Source organism: Streptomyces sp. NBC_00691 (genome assembly GCF_036226665.1).
Classification (GTDB): Bacteria; Actinomycetota; Actinomycetes; order Streptomycetales; family Streptomycetaceae; genus Streptomyces.
Genome location: NZ_CP109007.1, coordinates 5,726,279 through 5,743,227 on the forward strand (window position 1 = coordinate 5,726,279; position 16,949 = coordinate 5,743,227).

The following is a 16,949-nucleotide window of genomic DNA, read 5'->3' on the forward strand; positions in this document are numbered from 1 at the left end:
GACGAGCGGTAGACACCCGCCGGGCCGGGCTCCCCCCAGGGAGCCCGGCCCGCGGCGCGTCCGGGGCCCCGCGGGCGGGGAACGGGAGCGTCAGAACGTCTGGAGCGTCACCAGGGTGATCCGCAGGCCGGCCCCGGACGTGCCCGGCTCCGCCTCGATCCGGACCCGCTGCCCCGGCCGCAGCAGTCGCAGCCCGCCCGCCTCGAAGGCCTCCGCCCCGAACTCCACGGGGGTGCCGTCGTCGAGCAGCACACTGCCGCTGCGGGTCTCGGAGTCGTACGTGAAGGTGGTCGCCTGCATGGACCGCAGCCTATCCGGCCGCCGGCAGCCACCGGGCGGCCGTCCGCGGGCCGAGCCCCAGCGCCCCGGCCGCCGCCAGATCCTCGCCGGTGTCCACGTCCCGGCGTACGGAATCCACGCCCGCCAGCAGGATTTCCACCGCGCCCGAAGACAAATGCCGGAGCCGTGACGCACCTCCGAATGCCGGTTCCAATTCCACCCCGGGAGCCGCCGAGAGGAATGTCGTACCTATTTCGGCGGCATCCGCGAGAAAAGCCCTCGGAAATTTCCCGGCCACGTCCAGGACCCGGGCCAGCTCCTCGGGCCGCAGCGCCGGCAGATCCGCGTTGAGCGCCGCCACCCGCGCCCGCGGCCGCCGGGTCCGCACGGCACGGACCCCGTACGCGAGCGCCGCGTTGAGCCCCGCCGCCGGGGCGTCCGGGACGATCCGCGCGCCCAGCGCGGCGAGCGCCTCGCCGGCCGCCGCGTCGTCCGTGACGACCGCCACATCCCGGACCCGCGGGCAGTTCAGCGCCGCCCCCACGGTGTCCTCGGCGAACGCGAGCGCCAGCCGGGGACGCAGCCGGGACCCGGCCGCCGCGGCCAGTCTGCTCTTCGCTACGGCAAGGGGCTTCAGGGGTACGACCAGGGACCAGCCGTCGTCCGCATGCGTGTTCATCGCGGCCCATTCTGTCCCGCCCACGCGGTCCCCAGGAGGGCCCGGGGCGTACGGTGTCTCTCGACAGAGCAGGAGCATGGGGCGACACTTGACCCCCTGCCAGCCAGTCCCGGAGAAAGGTGTACGAGTGCCCCGCCGCAGAATCGGCTTCTGGTACCGCCTCGCGGCGGTCATCGCCAAGCCCCCCCTGGTGGTTCTGTTCAAGCGGGACTGGCGCGGTATGGAGCACATTCCGGCCGACGGCGGCTTCATCACCGCGGTCAACCACAACTCCTACCTGGACCCGCTGTCCTACGCGCACTACCAGTACAACACCGGCCGCGTCCCGCGGCTCCTGGCCAAGGCGGGACTCTTCAAGACCCCCTTCGTCGGGATGATGCTGCGCGGCACCGGGCAGATCCCCGTCTACCGGGAGACGACCAACGCGCTCGACGCGTTCCGCGCCGCCGTCGACGCCATCGAGCGCGGCGAATGCGTCGCCTTCTACCCCGAGGGCACCCTCACCCGGGACCCCGACATGTGGCCCATGGCGGGCAAGACCGGTGCCGCGCGCGTCGCCCTGATCACCCGGGCCCCCGTCATCCCGGTGGCCCAGTGGGGCGCCAACCTCGCGATGCCGCCGTACGCCAGGGAGAACAAGCTCAGCCTGTTCCCCCGCAAGACGCTGACCGTGCAGGCCGGTCCGCCCGTCGACCTCTCCCGCTTCTACGGACTCGAGCCCACGCCCGAGGTGCTCCGCGAGGCGACCGAGGTCATCATGGCCGCCGTCACCGCGCTCCTGGAGCAGATCCGCGGCGAGCGGGCGCCCGCCGAACCCTACGACCACCGCAAGGCGCGCCTGGAGCAGCGGCGCAGGGCCGCCGAAGGGGGCACCAAGTGACCAAGGCAGCCGTCTTCGGAAACGGATCCTGGGGTACCGCGTTCGCGATGGTGCTCGCCGACGCGGGCTGCGAGGTGAGCCTCTGGGGCCGCCGCGCCGAACTCGCCAAGGAGATCAACGCCTCCCGGGTGAACCCGGACTACCTGCCGGGCGTCGAACTCCCCGCGACCATCACGGCCACCGCGGACCCGGCCGAGGCGGCCCACGACGCCGACTTCACCGTCCTCGTCATCCCCTCCCAGACCCTCCGCGGCAACCTCGCCGCCTGGGCGCCGATGCTGGCGCCCGACACCGTCCTCGTCTCCCTCATGAAGGGCGTCGAACTCGGCACCGCCAAGCGGATGAGCGAGGTCATCACCGAGGTCGCCGACGTGCCCGCCGAGCGCGTCGCCGTCCTCACCGGTCCCAACCTGGCCAAGGAGATCGCCGCCCGGCAGCCCGCCGCCGCCGTCGTCGCATGCGTCGACGAGACGGTCGCCCAGCGCCTCCAGACCGCCTGTATGACCCCGTACTTCCGCCCGTACACCAACACCGACGTGGTGGGCTGCGAGCTCGGCGGGGCCGTGAAGAACGTCATCGGCCTGGCCGTGGGCATCGCCAACGGCATGGGCCTCGGCGACAACTCCAAGGCCACGCTCATCACCCGCGGCCTCGCCGAGACCACCCGACTCGGCCTCGCCATGGGCGCCGACCCGCTCACCTTCTCCGGCCTCGCGGGCCTCGGCGACCTCGTCGCCACCTGCTCCTCGCCGCTCTCCCGGAACAACACCTTCGGCACCAACCTCGGCCGCGGGATGACCCTCCAGGAGACCATCGCGGCCACCAGGCAGACCGCCGAGGGCGTCAAGTCCTGCGAGTCGGTGCTCGATCTGGGCCGCCGCCACGGCGTCGACATGCCCATCACCGAGACGGTCGTGTCGATCGTCCACGACGGGAAGCCGCCGATCGTCGCCCTCAAGGAACTGATGTCCCGCTCGGCCAAGCCCGAACGCCGCTGAGCCGTACGCGCGCGGGGGCAGCGGGGCGCTCAGGAGTTCGGGAGTCGCAAGGTACGCTCATCGCGATATGAGCGAGAACACCCAGAGCCCCCGCAAGCCGCGCGTGGCCGTCGTCTTCGGCGGACGCAGCTCCGAGCACGCCATCTCCGTCGTCACGGCGGGCGCCGTCCTGAGCGCCATCGACCGGGACAAGTACGACGTGCTGCCCATCGGCATCACGACGGACGGGCGCTGGGCGCTCACCGCCGACGCCCCCGAGCGCATGGCGATCGCCGACCGCGCCCTGCCGAACGTCGCCGACCTGGCCGAGTCCGCGGAGGGCGGCGTCGTCCTCTCCGTCGACCCCGCCAACCGCGAGGTCGTCCTCACCGAGCCCGGCGCCGTGCCGAGGGCCCTCGGCGAGGTCGACGTGGTCTTCCCGATGCTCCACGGTCCCTACGGCGAGGACGGCACCCTCCAGGGCCTCCTGGAGCTCTCCGGCGTCCCCTACGTCGGCGCGGGCGTCCTCGCCTCCGCCGTCGGCCAGGACAAGGAGTACATGAAGCGCGTCTTCGTCTCCTTCGGTCTCCCGGTCGGCCCGTACGAGGTCGTCCGGCCGCGCGAGTGGGAGCAGAACCCCGCCGCCGCCCGCAAGAAGATCGTCGAGTTCGCCGCCGAGCACGGCTGGCCGCTCTTCGTGAAGCCGGCCCGCGGCGGCTCCTCCATGGGCATCACCAAGGTCGACGACCTCTCGGGCCTGGACGAGGCCATCGAGGAGGCCCGCCGCCACGACCCCAAGATCCTCGTCGAGTCGCTGCTGCGCGGCCGCGAGATCGAGTGCGGCGTCCTGGAGTTCGAGGACGGCCCGCGCGCCAGCGTGCCGGCCGAGATCCCGCCGGTCACGGACCACGACTTCTACGACTTCGAGGCCAAGTACATCGACTCGGCCTCCGGCATCGTGCCCGCCCCCATCGGGGACGAGGCCACCGCCGAGATCCAGCGCCTCGCCGTCGCCGCCTACGAGGCGGTCTCCTGCGAGGGCCTCGTCCGCGCCGACTTCTTCCTCACCGAGGACGGCGAGTTCGTCATCAACGAGATCAACACCATGCCGGGCTTCACGCCGATCTCCATGTACCCCCGCATGTGGCAGGAGAGCGGCGTGAGCTACTCCGAGCTCGTCGACCGGCTCATCCAGGCCGCGCTGAACCGCTCCACGGGCCTGCGCTGACCCCCGGGGCCGGACGGACGGCCCCCGACACCCCGGAAGACCGTGCCGCCGCCCTCAGAGGCTGGGCGGCACGGTCTTCCGTACGGGATCGGCGAGATCCGCGAGCGGCGTCATGTCGTGCGTGTACCGCTCGCCGAGCGTCACCTCGACGTAGGTCTTCCGGTACGTCGTGGTGAAACGGGGCCCGCCGCCCTCGGGACGCTCCAGCATCCAGTTGACGCCGTTCGCCTCGATGCCCTGCGCCTTGGGATCGCTCATCTTTTCGGGCCGGGGCACCCCGCAGCGCAGTACGATCGCACCGTCACCCCAGCCGGCGGTCAACTCGGAGCCGGGCTCCGGGTCACTCCGTTCCAGCCCCGCCACGGTGCCGGGAAGCTCCTTCGCCAGATCCTGGCAGAGGGCGGCCTCCGCCGCCGGGGGGCTGGGAACCTCGACGGACGCAGCGGCGTCCGGCGAGGAACAGCCGGCGGCGGCCAGCAGCAGCACGGCTGCCGTGACGGCGGCGGGCAGGCCGAAGGGCCGGTGGGAAGAGATCACCGGCCAAGCGTAGACGGGGGCTACAGATGAACGACCGGGCAGGTGAGGGTGCGCGTGATGCCGTCCACTTGCTGGACCTTCGCGACCACCATGCGGCCGAGCTCGTCGACCGTGTCCGCCTGCGCACGCACGATGACGTCGTACGGACCGGTCACGTCTTCCGCCTGGAGCACCCCCGGAATCTTGGAGATGGTGTCGGCGACGGTCGACGCCTTGCCCACCTCGGTCTGGATGAGGATGTACGCCTGAACCACGGAACCTCCAGGGCGACCACGAGGATCTTGTGGGAGAAAGGGACGCCACGGTACCGCGTCGCCGCGGGCCGCGGGGAGACCCGCGCCTCCCGAGGCGCTCGCGGGGTGGCGTACGCAGGACAGAAGTTGACGGTCTACTTGACGGTACCCAGCACGGTGACGGCCCGCGACCCGCGGCGCGAACAGACGCGCCCCCGCCCGCCGGCCGGCACGAAGACACGAGGTGAGGCGCGGTGAAGGGCACAGTCGGAGAGCTGGGCGAGTTCGGGCTCATCAGGGAGCTCACGTCCCGGCTCACCTCCACCCCGGCGGTACGGATCGGGCCGGGCGACGACGCCGCGGTCGTCTCCGCTCCCGACCGGCGTGTGGTGGCCAGCACGGACATCCTCCTCGAAGGACGTCACTTCCGCCGTGACTGGTCGACGGCGTACGACGTCGGCCGCAAGGCCGCCGCGCAGAACCTCGCCGACATCGCCGCCATGGGCGCGGTCCCCACCGCGCTCCTCCTCGGCCTCGTCGTCCCCGCCGAACTCCCCGTCACCTGGGCCACCGAACTCATGGACGGACTGCGCGACGAATGTCAGGTCGCGGGCGCCGCGGTGGTCGGCGGCGACGTCGTCCGGGGCGACACGATCATGGTCTCCATCACCGCGCTCGGCGATCTGCGCAACCACGACCCGGTCACCCGGGGCGGCGCCCAGCCCGGCGACGTCGTCGCCTACACGGGCTGGCTCGGCTGGTCCGCCGCCGGCTACGCGGTCCTCTCCCGGGGCTTCCGCTCCCCGCGGGCCTTCGTCGAGGCCCACCGCAGGCCCGAGCCGCCGTACCACGCGGGTCCCGCGGCCGCAGGTCTCGGTGCCACCGCCATGTGCGACGTCAGCGACGGCCTCATCGCCGACCTCGGGCACATCGCCGAGGCCAGCAAGGTCCGCATCGACCTGCGCTCCGGGCTGATCGACATCCCGACCCAGATGAACGACATCGGCCAGGCCGTCGGCGTCGACCCCATGCAGTGGGTGCTCACCGGGGGAGAGGACCACGCCATCGTGGCCACCTTCCCGCCCGACGTGAAGCTGCCCGCCCGCTGGAAGGTCATCGGCGAGGTCCTCCACCCCTCCGCACTGCCCCAGGTCACCGTGGACGGCGCGCCCTGGCACAGCGTGGGCGGCTGGGACCACTTCGGGGAGACCGAGTGACCTCCCCGCCCCCGCTGGTGCTGACCGTCGCCGGATCCGACTCCGGCGGCGGCGCCGGCATCCAGGCCGACCTGAAGGCGATGCTCGCGCTCGGCGTGCACGGCATGAGCGTGCTCACCGCCGTCACCGCGCAGAACTCGCGGGGCGTCCAGGGCGTCTGGGAGCTGCCCGTGGAGGCCGTACGCGCCCAGTACCGGGCCGTCGTCGACGACATCGGCGTCCAGGCCGTCAAGACCGGCATGCTCGCCTCGGCCGCCCTCGTGGAGACCGTCGCCGAGCTGCTCGGCGACACCGCCGCCCCGGTCGTCGTCGACCCGGTCGGCGTCTCCAAGCACGGGGACTCCCTGCTCGCCGAGAGCGCGCTCGACTCCGTCCGCACGAAGCTGCTGCCCCGGGCCACCGTCGCCACCCCGAACCTGGACGAGGTGACACAGCTCACGGGTGTCCACGTCGTCCACGAGGCCGACATGCGGGTCGCGGCCGAGGCGGTCCTGTCGTACGGGCCGGAGTGGGTCCTGATCAAGGGCGGGCACCTGCCCACCGGCGAGGAGGCCGTGGACCTGCTCACGGACGGCGCCGAGGAGCACTGGCTGCGCGCTCCGCGCCACGACAACCGGCACACCCACGGGACGGGCTGCACGCTCGCCTCCGCGGTGGCGTCCGGGCTCGCGAAAGGCCTCCCGGTGCCGGAGGCGGTACGGGAGGCCAAGGAGTACGTCACGGGGGCGATCGCCGCCGGATTCGCGCTGGGCGCGGGGATCGGGCCGGTCGACCACGGCTGGCGGTTCAGGGACTGAGGGCCCCGTCGTCGGTCACACCGGCGGCCCTGCCGTCCCCGGGCAAGGCAAAAGGCCGGTTCACCTAGGTGAACCGGCCTTTCAAGGCAACCGCAGGGGCTGCGCTACGACAGAACACGCGTCGCAATTAGCGCGAGACCTTGCCGGCCTTGATGCACGAGGTGCAGACGTTGAGCCGCTTCGGCGTCCGACCGACCACGGCACGCACACGCTGGATGTTCGGGTTCCAGCGACGGGGCGTACGGCGGTGCGAGTGCGAAATGTTGTTGCCGAAGCCCGGCCCCTTGCCGCAGACGTCGCAGTTGGCAGCCACGGGTCACTCCAAAGACTTCAGAATTACAGTGAAATCCGGCGCACCGGAATCAGGAGTCTGAAGTGGCTTGCCGGGGGATGGCCCGGTGTGGAACCGGGCAACCGAAGCAGCATACAACGGCTGGCTCGGTGGAACGAAACTACCATGGTCTCGGCGGACCCCGCCCCGGGCCCAGGTCACCGAGGGGTCCCCGCTGCCCGAGCGAAGCCGAGAGCTTGGGGGAGGAACACCCCCGGTCTACCCTGCGGTGAGCTCACCGCCGAAGGAGGACCCCCCGTTGTCGCGAGCCCTTCACCCCTTCGAGGAGCTCGTCGAGCTCGACGCCGAAGCGGTCAGGTCCTGGTGCGCGCGGTCGCTGGACGCCCTCGGCCGGGAGCGCGAGGAGATCGACGCGATCAACGTCTATCCCGTGGCGGACGGGGACACCGGCACCAACCTGTACCTGACGGCGGAGGCCGCCCACCAGGCCGTCGAGGCCGTCTTCGCCGCCTCCACGCCCACCCCCGACACCGCCGAGACCGTACGGGCCATGGCGCACGGCGCGCTCCTCGGAGCCCGCGGGAACTCCGGCACCATCCTGTCCCAGCTCCTCCGCGGCATGGCGGGCGTCCTCGCCGACGGCTGTGACGGTGATCACCTCGCCCGCGCCCTCGGCGAGGCCGCGAGCGCGGCCCGCCGGGCCGTCGCCCACCCCGTGGAGGGCACCATCCTCACCGTGGCGACCGCCGCGGCCGGGGCCTGCGCCGCCGGCGGCGCACTCGTCGACGTGGCCAGGAACGCCCACGACGGGGCCAGGACCGCCCTCGCCGCCACCTCGGGGCAGCTCGACGTCCTCGAACGCGCCGGAGTCGTCGACGCGGGCGGCAGGGGCCTCGTGACCGTCCTCGGGGCCCTCCTGGAGACCGTGACCGGACAGACCCCGCCCCCGGCACCCGAGGCGCGGACCACGCCCGTGCCCCCGGAGGACTGCCCCGCGGCGGACGGGCCCGCCTACGAGGTGATCTACCTCCTGGAGGCCGGGGACGAGGCCGTGGAGCTGCTCCGGTCCCGGCTGGACGCCCTGGGGGAGTCCCTCGTCGTCGTCGGCGGGGACGGGCTCTGGAACGTCCATGTGCACGTCGACGACGCGGGCGCCGCCGTCGAGGCCGGGATCGAGGCCGGACGGCCCCACCGCATCCGCGTCACCCACTTCGCCGCCGACTCGGCCGCCGCCACCGCGCGCGGGGAGCGGGCCCAGCGCGCGGTCGTCGCCGTCGTCCCCGGCGCGGGCCTCGCCGGGCTCTGCGCCGAGGCGGGCGCCACGACCGTGCGGACCCTGCCCGGCGAACAGCCCGCCGGTGACGACCTCCTCGACGCGATCCGGCGAGCCCACGCGCGCGAGGTGGTGCTCCTGCCCAACGACACCGACCTGCGGCAGACCGCGGCCGCCGCCGCCGAACGCGCCAGGGCCGAGGGCATCCGCGTCGCCCTCATCCCGACCCGGGCCGCCGTCCAGGGCATCGCCGCCCTCGCCGTCCACGAACCCGACCGGCGTTTCGACGAGGACGTCGTCGCCATGACGGCCGCCGCCGGAGCCACCCGCTACGCCGAACTCGCCGTCGCCGAACGGCAGTCCTTCACCTCGGCGGGCGTCTGCCAGGCCGGCGACGTCCTCGGCCTCATCGAGGGCGACGTGGCCGTCATCGGCAGCGACCTCGCCGACACCGCCCGCACCGTTCTGGACCGGATGCTCTCCGCCGGCGGTGAACTCGTCACCCTCGTCGTCGCCGACGACACCCCGCCCGGACTCGCCCCCGACCTGGAGGCCCACGTCCGGCGCGGCTACCTGGCCGTCGACACCACCACGTACCACGCGGGAGCGGGCGCTCCGCCGCTGCTCATCGGGGTGGAATAGGTCTTTTTCCCGGTGGTTGTCCACAGCCTCCGGGACGACTGTCGGTCGCGTGGTGTGCAATGGAACGCGTGCCCGCGCTCGACGAACCACTCAAGAAGTCCCTCGGTCCCGCCACCGCCAAGGTCATGGCCGAGGCACTCGACCTGCACACGGTCGGTGACCTGCTCCACCACTACCCCCGGCGGTACGCCGAGCGGGGGGAGCTGACGACCCTCGCCGACCTGCCGCTCGACGAGCACGTCACGGTGGTGGCCCAGGTCGCCGACGCCCGTGTGCACACCTTCAACGGCTCCAAGGGGCGCGGCCAGCGCCTCGAGGTGACCATCACCGACGGCAGCGGCCGCCTCCAGCTGGTCTTCTTCGGCAAGGGCGTGCACAAGCCGCACCACGACCTGCTGCCCGGCACCCGCGCGATGTTCGCCGGCAAGGTCTCGCTCTTCAACCGGCGCCTCCAGCTCGCCCACCCGTCGTACGAACTCCTCCGCGGCGACAGCGAGGATCGCACCGACAGGATCGACGTCTGGGCCGGTGCCCTCATCCCGATCTACCCGGCCACCACCAAGCTGGAGTCCTGGAAGATCGCCAAGGCCGTCGACGCCGTCCTGCCCAGCGCCGTCGACGCCGTCGACCCGCTCCCCGACGCCCTGCGCGAGGGCCGCGGCCTCGCCGAGCTCCCCGACGCCCTCCGGCTCGTCCACCGGCCCCGTACCCAGGCCGACATCGTCACCGCGCGCGAACGCCTCAAGTGGGACGAGGCCTTCGTCCTCCAGGTCGCCCTCGCCCGCCGCCGGCACGCCGACACCCAACTTCCCGCGGTCGCCCGCCGGCCCGTCCCCGAGGGCATCCTCGACGCCTTCGACGCCAAGCTCCCCTTCACCCTCACCGACGGCCAGCGGAAGGTCTCCCAGGAGATCTTCGACGACCTCGCCACCGAACACCCCATGCACCGCCTCCTCCAGGGCGAGGTGGGATCGGGCAAGACCATGGTGGCGCTCCGCGCCATGCTGGCGGTCGTCGACTCCGGGGGACAGGCCGCCATGCTCGCCCCCACCGAGGTCCTCGCCCAGCAGCACCACCGCTCGATCACCGAGATGATGGGCGAGCTCGCCCAGGGAGGGATGCTCGGCGGCGCCGACCGGGCCACCAAGGTCGTCCTGCTCACCGGCTCCATGGGCACCGCCGCCCGCCGGCAGGCCCTCCTCGACCTGGTCACGGGTGAGGCCGGCCTGGTCATCGGCACCCACGCGCTGATCGAGGACAAGGTCCAGTTCCACGACCTGGGCCTGGTCGTCGTCGACGAGCAGCACCGCTTCGGCGTCGAGCAGCGCGACGCGCTCCGCGGCAAGGGCAAGCAGCCCCCGCACCTCCTGGTGATGACCGCCACCCCCATCCCGCGCACCGTCGCCATGACCGTCTTCGGCGACCTGGAGACCTCCGTCCTCGACCAGCTGCCCGCCGGACGCTCCCCGATCGCCACCCATGTCGTGCCCGCCGCCGACAAACCGCACTTCCTCGCACGCGCGTGGGAACGGGTCCGCGAGGAGGTCGGGAAGGGCCACCAGGCGTACGTGGTCTGCCCCCGCATCGGCGACGAGGAGGACCAGAAGAAGAAGGCGAAGGCGACGGCCTCCGCCGAGGACGAGGCCGAGAAGCGCCCGCCGCTCGCCGTCCTCGACGTCGCCGAGAAGCTCCGCACCGGGCCCCTCACCGGACTCCGGATCGCCGTCCTGCACGGCCGCATGCACCCCGACGACAAGGACGACGTCATGCGCCGCTTCGCCGCGGGCGAGCTCGACGTCCTCGTCGCCACCACCGTCATCGAGGTCGGCGTCAACGTCCCCAACGCGACCGCCATGGTGATCATGGACGCCGACCGCTTCGGCGTCTCCCAGCTCCACCAGCTCCGCGGCCGCGTCGGCCGTGGCTCGGCGCCCGGACTCTGCCTCCTGGTGAGCGAGATGCCCGAGGCCACCCCGGCCCGCCAGCGCCTCGCCGCCGTCGCCGCCACCCTCGACGGCTTCGAGCTCTCCCGCATCGACCTCGAACAGCGGCGCGAGGGCGACGTACTCGGCCAGGCCCAGTCCGGCGTCCGCTCCTCGCTGCGGGTCCTCACCGTCATCGACGACGAGGAGGTCATCGCCGCCGCCCGCGAGGAGGCCACCGCCGTCGTCCTCGCCGACCCGGACCTCGACGCCCACCCCGGCCTGCGCACCGCGCTCGACGCCCTGCTCGACAAGGACCGGGAGGAGTACCTGGAGAAGGGCTGACCGCGCGGTGTGGACCGCGGTCATATCCTGAGACGTACGCACTGGACGACGCAGGACGAGGACACCGATGACTCGCGTGATCGCCGGCACCGCCGGTGGGCGCCGCCTGGCCGTGCCGCCCGGCAACGGCACCCGCCCCACCTCCGACCGGGCGCGCGAAGGCCTCTTCTCCACCTGGGGCGCCTTCCTCGGCACCCTCGACGGCGCCAGGGTCGCCGACCTGTACGCCGGCTCCGGCGCCGTCGGCCTCGAAGCGCTCTCCCGGGGCGCCGCCCACGCCCTCCTCGTCGAGGCCGAGCCGCGCGCCGCGCGGACCATCCGCGAGAACATCTCCTCGCTCGGCCTGCCCGGCGCCGAACTCCGCACCGGCAAAGCGGAACAGATCGTGACGGGACCGGCGCCCGCCGACCCGTACGACCTGGTCTTCCTCGACCCGCCGTACGCCGTCACCGACGAGGATCTTCGCGAGATACTCCTCACACTCCGCTCGGGGGGCTGGCTAGCGGACGACGCTCTCGTCACCGTGGAGCGCAGCACCAGAGGCGGAGAATTCGGCTGGCCGGCCGGTTTTGAACCACTGCGGGCCCGTCGTTACGGCGAGGGAACGTTTTGGTACGGTCGCGCCGCCTCTACGTGCGAAGACGCACGATGACCGGACCGGAGAGCGAGGGACCCACGTTGCGCCGCGCCGTCTGTCCGGGGTCATTCGACCCCATCACCAACGGACATCTCGACATCATCGCCCGCGCCTCCAAGCTGTACGACGTCGTACATGTCGCGGTGATGATCAACCAGTCGAAGAAGGGCCTGTTCACGGTCGACGAGCGGATCGAGCTGATCCGCGAGGTGACCGCCGATCTCGGCAACGTCGAGGTGGAGTCCTTCCACGGGCTGCTCGTCGACTTCTGCAAGCAGCGCGACATCCCCGCGATCGTCAAGGGGCTGCGCGCGGTCAGCGACTTCGACTACGAGCTGCAGATGGCCCAGATGAACAACGGCCTCACGGGAGTGGAGACCCTCTTCGTCCCCACCAACCCGACCTACAGCTTCCTGTCGTCCTCGCTGGTCAAGGAGGTCGCGGCCTGGGGCGGCGATGTCTCCCACCTGGTGCCGCCGACGGTCCTTCCCCGGCTCACCGAGCGCCTGGCGCGGAAGTGACGCGCGGCCACCGCCGCTGACGCTCCGTCACCCGGTGTCGGACGGGCGCCGACTGCCCTTACAGTCGTCCCGTCCGTCTCCATCCAGCTGTAGAGAGTGGCGAGCACCCGGTGGACGTACAGAAGAAGCTCGACGAGATCGTCGCGACCGTGCAGGGCGCCCGTTCCATGCCCATGTCGGCATCCTGCGTGGTCAATCGCGCCGAGCTGCTCGCCCTGCTCGAAGAGGTGCGGGAGGCCCTGCCGGGCTCCCTCGCTCAGGCGCAGGAGCTGATCGGCGGCCGCGAGCACATGGTCGAGCAGGCCCGCCAGGAGGCGGAGCGGATCATCGAGGCCGCCCACACCGAGCGCGGCTCGATCGTCTCCGACACCCAGGTCGCCCGGCTCTCGCAGGAGGAGGCCGACCGGATCCTCTCCGAGGCCCGCCGCGAGGCCGAGGAGGTCCGCGCCGAGGCCGACGACTACGTCGACTCCAAGCTGGCGAACTTCGAGGTCGTCCTCAACAAGACGATCGGCTCCGTCGACCGGGGCCGCGAGAAGCTCCTCGGCCGGGGCCCCGGCCTCGACCAGAACGGTTACGCGGACGAGGACGCCCCCGAGTACAGCGCCGACCCGCAGACCCTGATCCACCGGGCCGACGAGTACGTCGACGCCAAGCTCGGCGCCTTCGAGGCGGTGCTCAGCAAGACCCTGGAGGCCGTCGGCCGGGGGCGGCAGAAGCTGCACGGCCGGATCGCCACCGACGCCCTGGGCGAGCACATGGCCGCCCAGGAGGGCCTCGGCGGCGCCGTGCACACCAGCGACTCCGACTACCTGGCCGGGCTCGCGGAGCTCTCGGACCCCGAGCCGGTCCAGATCCCCGCCCAGCCGCAGTCCCAGCCCCAGCCGGACCCGTACGCGGCGTACCAGCAGGCGCAGCAGCAGCCCGACCCGTACGCCGGCTACCAGCAGGTCCAGCAGCAGCCAGACCCGTACGCGTACCAGCAGCAGGCGCAGCACGCCGACCCGTACGGCTATCAGCAGCAGGACCCCTACGCGTACCAGCAGCCCGTCCAGCAGCAGGGGCACCCGCAGGGGCACCAGCAGCAGGGGGCCGCGCTCGACGAGACCAGCTTCTTCGACACGGGCATGATCGATCTGGAGCAGCTGCGCCGCTACGAGCAGGGCCAGTAGACCGGGGCCGGTAAGACCCTCAAGGCCCGGATTGGGCCCTGGGCGAAGCGTCCAGTATCCTGGCTCTTCGGTCGCGCGTATCTCCGCGATCCATGCTGCCCACGTCTGGCAGCCTCCTCGACGCAGCACGAATTCGAAAGCAGGAAGAGCCCTGAGCACGCGCCTCGACCACCGCAACCCCCTCGTGTTCGACACACACGAGCTGGGGCGGCGTCCTGGTGCCCTCCAGAGGATCTCCCGCTCGATCGAGGCCCCCAGGGACCTGGGCGTCGAAGGAGTGATCGGAGTGCCCGAGGGCTCTCCGGTGGAAATCGATCTCCGTCTTGAGTCGGTCATGGAAGGGGTGCTTGTCACAGGCACCGCCCGTGCATCGGCCGAGGGGGAGTGCGTAAGGTGTCTGGAGCCCGTCGAGCTGGAGCTCGATGTGGACTTCCAGGAGATGTTCTCGTACCCCGACTCCGACGACCGGGGCCGCTCCAAGGCGGCCGCGGACGACGAAGCCGAGGCAGACGAGGACATGATCCCCCTCGAGGACGGCATGTTCGACCTCGAACCCGTGCTGCGTGATGCGGTGGTGCTCGCACTGCCGATGCAGCCGGTGTGCCGGGAGGACTGTGCGGGTCTGTGCTCCGAGTGTGGAGCGAACCTGAACGAGAACCCCGACCACCACCATGACGCCGTCGACGCTCGTTGGGCGGCACTGCAGGGACTCGCCGGTTCGCTGGGAACCGATGAGAAGGACAACATGAGCGGCAAAGCCTCTGACGGGGACGTCCGAAGCGCCGCCGAGAAGCAGGAGAAGTAGCCGTGGCTGTTCCGAAGCGGAAGATGTCGCGCAGCAACACGCGCCACCGCCGGTCGCAGTGGAAGGCTGCGGTCCCCACCCTGGTTTCGTGTGAGCGTTGCCAGGAGCCGAAGCTGCAGCACATCGCGTGCCCGAGCTGCGGCACCTACAACAAGCGCCAGGTCCTCTCGGTCTGATTGGGCTGGTGAGAGGCGCAATGTCTGAGTCCCGCAAGACGGACGACAAGACGGACCATGCCTCGTCCCACACGCTTCTGGAAGGGCGGCTCGGCTATCAGCTCGAGTCCGCCCTTCTGGTGCGTGCGCTGACCCACCGTTCGTACGCGTACGAGAACGGCGGTCTGCCCACCAACGAGCGGCTGGAGTTCCTCGGGGACTCCGTGCTCGGCCTGGTGGTCACGGACACGCTGTACCGGACCCACCCCGACCTGCCGGAAGGCCAGCTGGCCAAACTGCGGGCCGCGGTGGTGAACTCGCGTGCGCTGGCGGACGTGGGGCGCGAACTCGAACTCGGCTCCTTCGTCCGGCTCGGCCGGGGCGAAGAGGGCACGGGCGGCCGGGACAAGGCGTCCATCCTCGCCGACACCCTTGAAGCGGTGATCGGCGCGGTCTATCTCGACCAGGGCCTCGATGCGGCGTCCGAGCTGGTGCACCGGCTCTTCGACCCGCTGATCGAGAAGTCCTCGAACCTCGGTGCCGGCCTGGACTGGAAGACCAGTCTCCAGGAGCTCACCGCGGCCGAGGGCCTGGGTGTTCCGGAATACCTCGTCTCCGAAGAGGGTCCGGACCACGAGAAGACCTTTACTGCTGCCGCCCGCGTCGGTGGTGTCTCGTACGGCACCGGCACCGGCCGCAGCAAGAAGGAAGCGGAACAGCAGGCGGCGGAGTCCGCGTGGCGTGCGATTCGCGCGGCCGCGGACGAACGCGCGGCGGCGGCGAAGGCCGCGGCCGAGGCGGGACCGGGAGAGGTCGCCGACCCCTCTCCGACCGCCCACCGGGCGTCGGCCTGACGGCCGCACTCCCGCTTCCCGAGAACCCCGCCCCAGGGCGGGGTTCTCGTCTTTTCCGCCGAAGCCGCGGCGGTAGGGTTGAGGCCGCTGTCGAAGACGTACGTCCGGAGGATTCCCGTGCCCGAGCTGCCCGAGGTCGAGGTCGTACGGCGGGGTCTGGAGCGCTGGGTCGCCGGACGGACGGTGACCGAGGTCGAGGTGCTGCACCCCCGGGCCGTACGCCGGCACCCGGCGGGCGGCGCGGACTTCGCGGCCCGGCTGAAGGGGCAGCGGTTCGAGGTGGCGCGCCGCCGCGGCAAGTACCTGTGGCTGCCGCTCGCCGAGACCGGCACCTCCGTCCTGGGGCACCTCGGCATGAGCGGGCAGCTGCTCGTCCAGCCGGAGGACGCCGCGGACGAGAAGCACCTCCGTATCCGCGTCCGCTTCGACGACGCGGCCGGCACCGAGCTCCGCTTCGTCGACCAGCGCACCTTCGGCGGTCTCTCGCTCCACGACCAGACCCCCGACGGACTGCCGGACGTCATCGGGCACATCGCCCGCGACCCGCTGGACCCCGAGTTCGACGACGCCGCCTTCCAGAGCGCGCTGCGGCTGCGCCGTACGACGGTGAAGCGGGCGCTGCTCGACCAGTCGCTGATCAGCGGCGTCGGCAACATCTACGCCGACGAGGCGCTCTGGCGGTCCCGGCTGCACTACGACCGGCCGACCGCCACCCTCACGCGCCCCCGCTCGGCCGAACTCCTCGGCCACGTCCGCGACGTGATGAACGCGGCCCTGGAGGTCGGCGGCACCAGCTTCGACAGCCTGTACGTGAACGTCAACGGCGAGTCCGGCTACTTCGACCGCTCGCTCGACGCCTACGGGCGCGAGGACGAGCCGTGCCGCCGCTGCGGTACGCCGATGCGGCGCCGCGCGTGGATGAACCGCTCCAGCTACTTCTGCCCGCGCTGCCAGCGCCCACCGCGCGGGACCGCCTGAGCCGCCGGGCTCTGCGACCGCGCGGGACCGCCTGCACCGTCAGGCCGTGCCGCCCGGTGTGACCGACTGGGCCGTCAGGCCGTGACGGGGGTCTCGCGCGCCGCGTCGTAACGTTCCCGGGCCGCCTCGACCTGCGGCATCCGGCCCTCCACCAGCTCGATCAGGCCGATCAGCCGCTCCGCGATCTCGCGGCCGAGCGGGGTGAGCCGGTAGTCGACCCGCGGCGGATTCGTCGGCTGTGCCTCGCGATGGACGAGTCCGTCGCGCTCCAGTGCGTGCAGGGTCTGCGACAGCATCTTCTCGCTCACGCCGTCGACCCGGCGCCGCAGTTCGTTGAACCGGAACGTCCCGTCGTGCAGGGCGCCGAGGGTCAGGCTGCCCCAGCGGCCCGTCACGTGCTCCAGTGTGCCGCGCGAGGGGCAGGCGCGCGCGAACACGTCGAAGGCGAGGTCGTCAGTCATGCCCTCCACCGTACTCCCGCACAGCGCTCACTGCCAGGTGTGCGCTATCGAGTAGGTTGCGCTAT

General features: G+C 71.9%; 20 protein-coding genes. 14 read left to right on the forward strand and 6 right to left on the reverse strand.

Annotation, left to right across the window (positions count from 1 at the left end; genetic code table 11):
• Nucleotides 1-90: 90 nt before the first annotated feature.
• Complete coding sequence (locus OG392_RS26020) at nt 91-300, reverse strand: hypothetical protein (protein ID WP_329283448.1); 210 nt, start codon at nt 298-300, stop codon at nt 91-93.
• Between the two features lie 10 nt (nt 301-310).
• Nucleotides 311-958 (reverse strand): 2-phospho-L-lactate guanylyltransferase, encoded by a 648-nt coding sequence (gene cofC, locus OG392_RS26025; protein WP_329283450.1) that lies wholly within the window; start codon nt 956-958, stop codon nt 311-313.
• 127 nt (nt 959-1,085) lie between these two features.
• Here cofC and OG392_RS26030 point away from each other — a divergent pair, with 127 nt between their 5' ends.
• The 3 genes from OG392_RS26030 (at nt 1,086) to OG392_RS26040 (ending at nt 4,043) form a co-directional block, all read left to right on the forward strand.
• Nucleotides 1,086-1,838 carry a lysophospholipid acyltransferase family protein gene (locus tag OG392_RS26030; RefSeq protein ID WP_329283452.1) on the forward strand — a complete coding sequence of 251 codons (753 nt, stop codon included), beginning with the start codon at nt 1,086-1,088 and terminating at the stop codon, nt 1,836-1,838.
• The gene (locus tag OG392_RS26035; protein ID WP_329283454.1) at nt 1,835-2,836 is read left to right on the forward strand and encodes an NAD(P)H-dependent glycerol-3-phosphate dehydrogenase; all 1,002 of its coding nucleotides are present in this window, start codon (nt 1,835-1,837) and stop codon (nt 2,834-2,836) included. Before OG392_RS26030 ends, OG392_RS26035 begins: the two co-directional genes overlap by 4 nt.
• Before the next feature lie 67 nt (nt 2,837-2,903).
• Nucleotides 2,904-4,043 (forward strand): D-alanine--D-alanine ligase family protein, encoded by a 1,140-nt coding sequence (locus OG392_RS26040; RefSeq protein ID WP_329283456.1) that lies wholly within the window; start codon nt 2,904-2,906, stop codon nt 4,041-4,043.
• Nucleotides 4,044-4,097: 54 nt separating this feature from the next.
• Here OG392_RS26040 and OG392_RS26045 read toward each other — a convergent pair whose 3' ends face one another.
• Both OG392_RS26045 and OG392_RS26050 read right to left on the reverse strand, forming a co-directional pair.
• On the reverse strand, nt 4,098-4,577 hold the full coding sequence (locus tag OG392_RS26045; protein ID WP_329287458.1) for a DUF3515 domain-containing protein: 480 nt from the start codon (nt 4,575-4,577) through the stop codon (nt 4,098-4,100).
• 23 nt (nt 4,578-4,600) lie between these two features.
• A complete protein-coding gene (locus OG392_RS26050) occupies nt 4,601-4,834 on the reverse strand; it encodes an Lrp/AsnC family transcriptional regulator (RefSeq protein ID WP_015036438.1) in 234 nt (77 codons plus the stop codon).
• A 233-nt stretch (nt 4,835-5,067) separates the two neighbouring features.
• On the opposite strand from OG392_RS26050, the gene OG392_RS26055 reads away from it, so the two are divergent.
• Nucleotides 5,068-6,030, forward strand: coding sequence for a thiamine-phosphate kinase (locus OG392_RS26055; protein ID WP_329283459.1), 963 nt, complete (start codon nt 5,068-5,070; stop codon nt 6,028-6,030).
• Complete coding sequence (gene thiD, locus OG392_RS26060; protein WP_329283460.1) at nt 6,027-6,827, forward strand: bifunctional hydroxymethylpyrimidine kinase/phosphomethylpyrimidine kinase; 801 nt, start codon at nt 6,027-6,029, stop codon at nt 6,825-6,827. Before OG392_RS26055 ends, thiD begins: the two co-directional genes overlap by 4 nt.
• Nucleotides 6,828-6,954: 127 nt before the next feature.
• On the opposite strand, the gene rpmB is transcribed toward thiD, so the two are convergent.
• A complete protein-coding gene (rpmB, locus tag OG392_RS26065; protein WP_015036441.1) occupies nt 6,955-7,140 on the reverse strand; it encodes a 50S ribosomal protein L28 in 186 nt (61 codons plus the stop codon).
• A 277-nt stretch (nt 7,141-7,417) separates the two neighbouring features.
• Here rpmB and OG392_RS26070 point away from each other — a divergent pair, with 277 nt between their 5' ends.
• The 9 genes from OG392_RS26070 to mutM all read left to right on the forward strand — a co-directional run bounded on the left by OG392_RS26070 (nt 7,418) and on the right by mutM (nt 16,423).
• Nucleotides 7,418-9,034, forward strand: coding sequence for a DAK2 domain-containing protein (locus OG392_RS26070; RefSeq protein ID WP_329283462.1), 1,617 nt, complete (start codon nt 7,418-7,420; stop codon nt 9,032-9,034).
• Nucleotides 9,035-9,093: 59 nt separating this feature from the next.
• On the forward strand, nt 9,094-11,301 hold the full coding sequence (gene recG, locus OG392_RS26075; protein WP_329283464.1) for an ATP-dependent DNA helicase RecG: 2,208 nt from the start codon (nt 9,094-9,096) through the stop codon (nt 11,299-11,301).
• 67 nt (nt 11,302-11,368) lie between these two features.
• Nucleotides 11,369-11,953, forward strand: coding sequence for a 16S rRNA (guanine(966)-N(2))-methyltransferase RsmD (rsmD, locus tag OG392_RS26080; RefSeq protein WP_319319774.1), 585 nt, complete (start codon nt 11,369-11,371; stop codon nt 11,951-11,953).
• Between the two features lie 26 nt (nt 11,954-11,979).
• A complete protein-coding gene (gene coaD, locus OG392_RS26085; protein WP_187284142.1) occupies nt 11,980-12,459 on the forward strand; it encodes a pantetheine-phosphate adenylyltransferase in 480 nt (159 codons plus the stop codon).
• 110 nt (nt 12,460-12,569) lie between these two features.
• On the forward strand, nt 12,570-13,631 hold the full coding sequence (locus OG392_RS26090; protein ID WP_329283467.1) for a cell division initiation protein: 1,062 nt from the start codon (nt 12,570-12,572) through the stop codon (nt 13,629-13,631).
• An 88-nt stretch (nt 13,632-13,719) separates the two neighbouring features.
• A complete protein-coding gene (locus OG392_RS26095; RefSeq protein ID WP_443055100.1) occupies nt 13,720-14,436 on the forward strand; it encodes a YceD family protein in 717 nt (238 codons plus the stop codon).
• 2 nt (nt 14,437-14,438) lie between these two features.
• Nucleotides 14,439-14,612 carry a 50S ribosomal protein L32 gene (rpmF, locus tag OG392_RS26100; RefSeq protein ID WP_015036448.1) on the forward strand — a complete coding sequence of 58 codons (174 nt, stop codon included), beginning with the start codon at nt 14,439-14,441 and terminating at the stop codon, nt 14,610-14,612.
• A 20-nt stretch (nt 14,613-14,632) separates the two neighbouring features.
• A complete protein-coding gene (gene rnc, locus OG392_RS26105; RefSeq protein ID WP_329283469.1) occupies nt 14,633-15,445 on the forward strand; it encodes a ribonuclease III in 813 nt (270 codons plus the stop codon).
• Nucleotides 15,446-15,562: 117 nt separating this feature from the next.
• Nucleotides 15,563-16,423 carry a bifunctional DNA-formamidopyrimidine glycosylase/DNA-(apurinic or apyrimidinic site) lyase gene (gene mutM / locus OG392_RS26110; protein ID WP_329283471.1) on the forward strand — a complete coding sequence of 287 codons (861 nt, stop codon included), beginning with the start codon at nt 15,563-15,565 and terminating at the stop codon, nt 16,421-16,423.
• 74 nt (nt 16,424-16,497) lie between these two features.
• On the opposite strand, the gene OG392_RS26115 is transcribed toward mutM, so the two are convergent.
• Nucleotides 16,498-16,884: a winged helix-turn-helix transcriptional regulator gene (locus tag OG392_RS26115; protein WP_329283473.1), complete on the reverse strand. Its 387-nt coding sequence runs from the start codon at nt 16,882-16,884 to the stop codon at nt 16,498-16,500.
• Nucleotides 16,885-16,949 lie beyond the last annotated feature (65 nt).

Coding starts and splice junctions, on each gene's coding strand:
- recG (WP_329283464.1), top strand. CDS start 9,094: ATGGAACGCGTGCCCGCGCTCGACGAACCACTCAAGAAGTCCCTCGGT.
- OG392_RS26020 (WP_329283448.1), bottom strand. CDS start 300: ATGCAGGCGACCACCTTCACGTACGACTCCGAGACCCGCAGCGGCAGT.
- OG392_RS26040 (WP_329283456.1), top strand. CDS start 2,904: ATGAGCGAGAACACCCAGAGCCCCCGCAAGCCGCGCGTGGCCGTCGTC.
- OG392_RS26115 (WP_329283473.1), bottom strand. CDS start 16,884: ATGACTGACGACCTCGCCTTCGACGTGTTCGCGCGCGCCTGCCCCTCG.
- rnc (WP_329283469.1), top strand. CDS start 14,633: ATGTCTGAGTCCCGCAAGACGGACGACAAGACGGACCATGCCTCGTCC.
- cofC (WP_329283450.1), bottom strand. CDS start 958: ATGAACACGCATGCGGACGACGGCTGGTCCCTGGTCGTACCCCTGAAG.
- rsmD (WP_319319774.1), top strand. CDS start 11,369: ATGACTCGCGTGATCGCCGGCACCGCCGGTGGGCGCCGCCTGGCCGTG.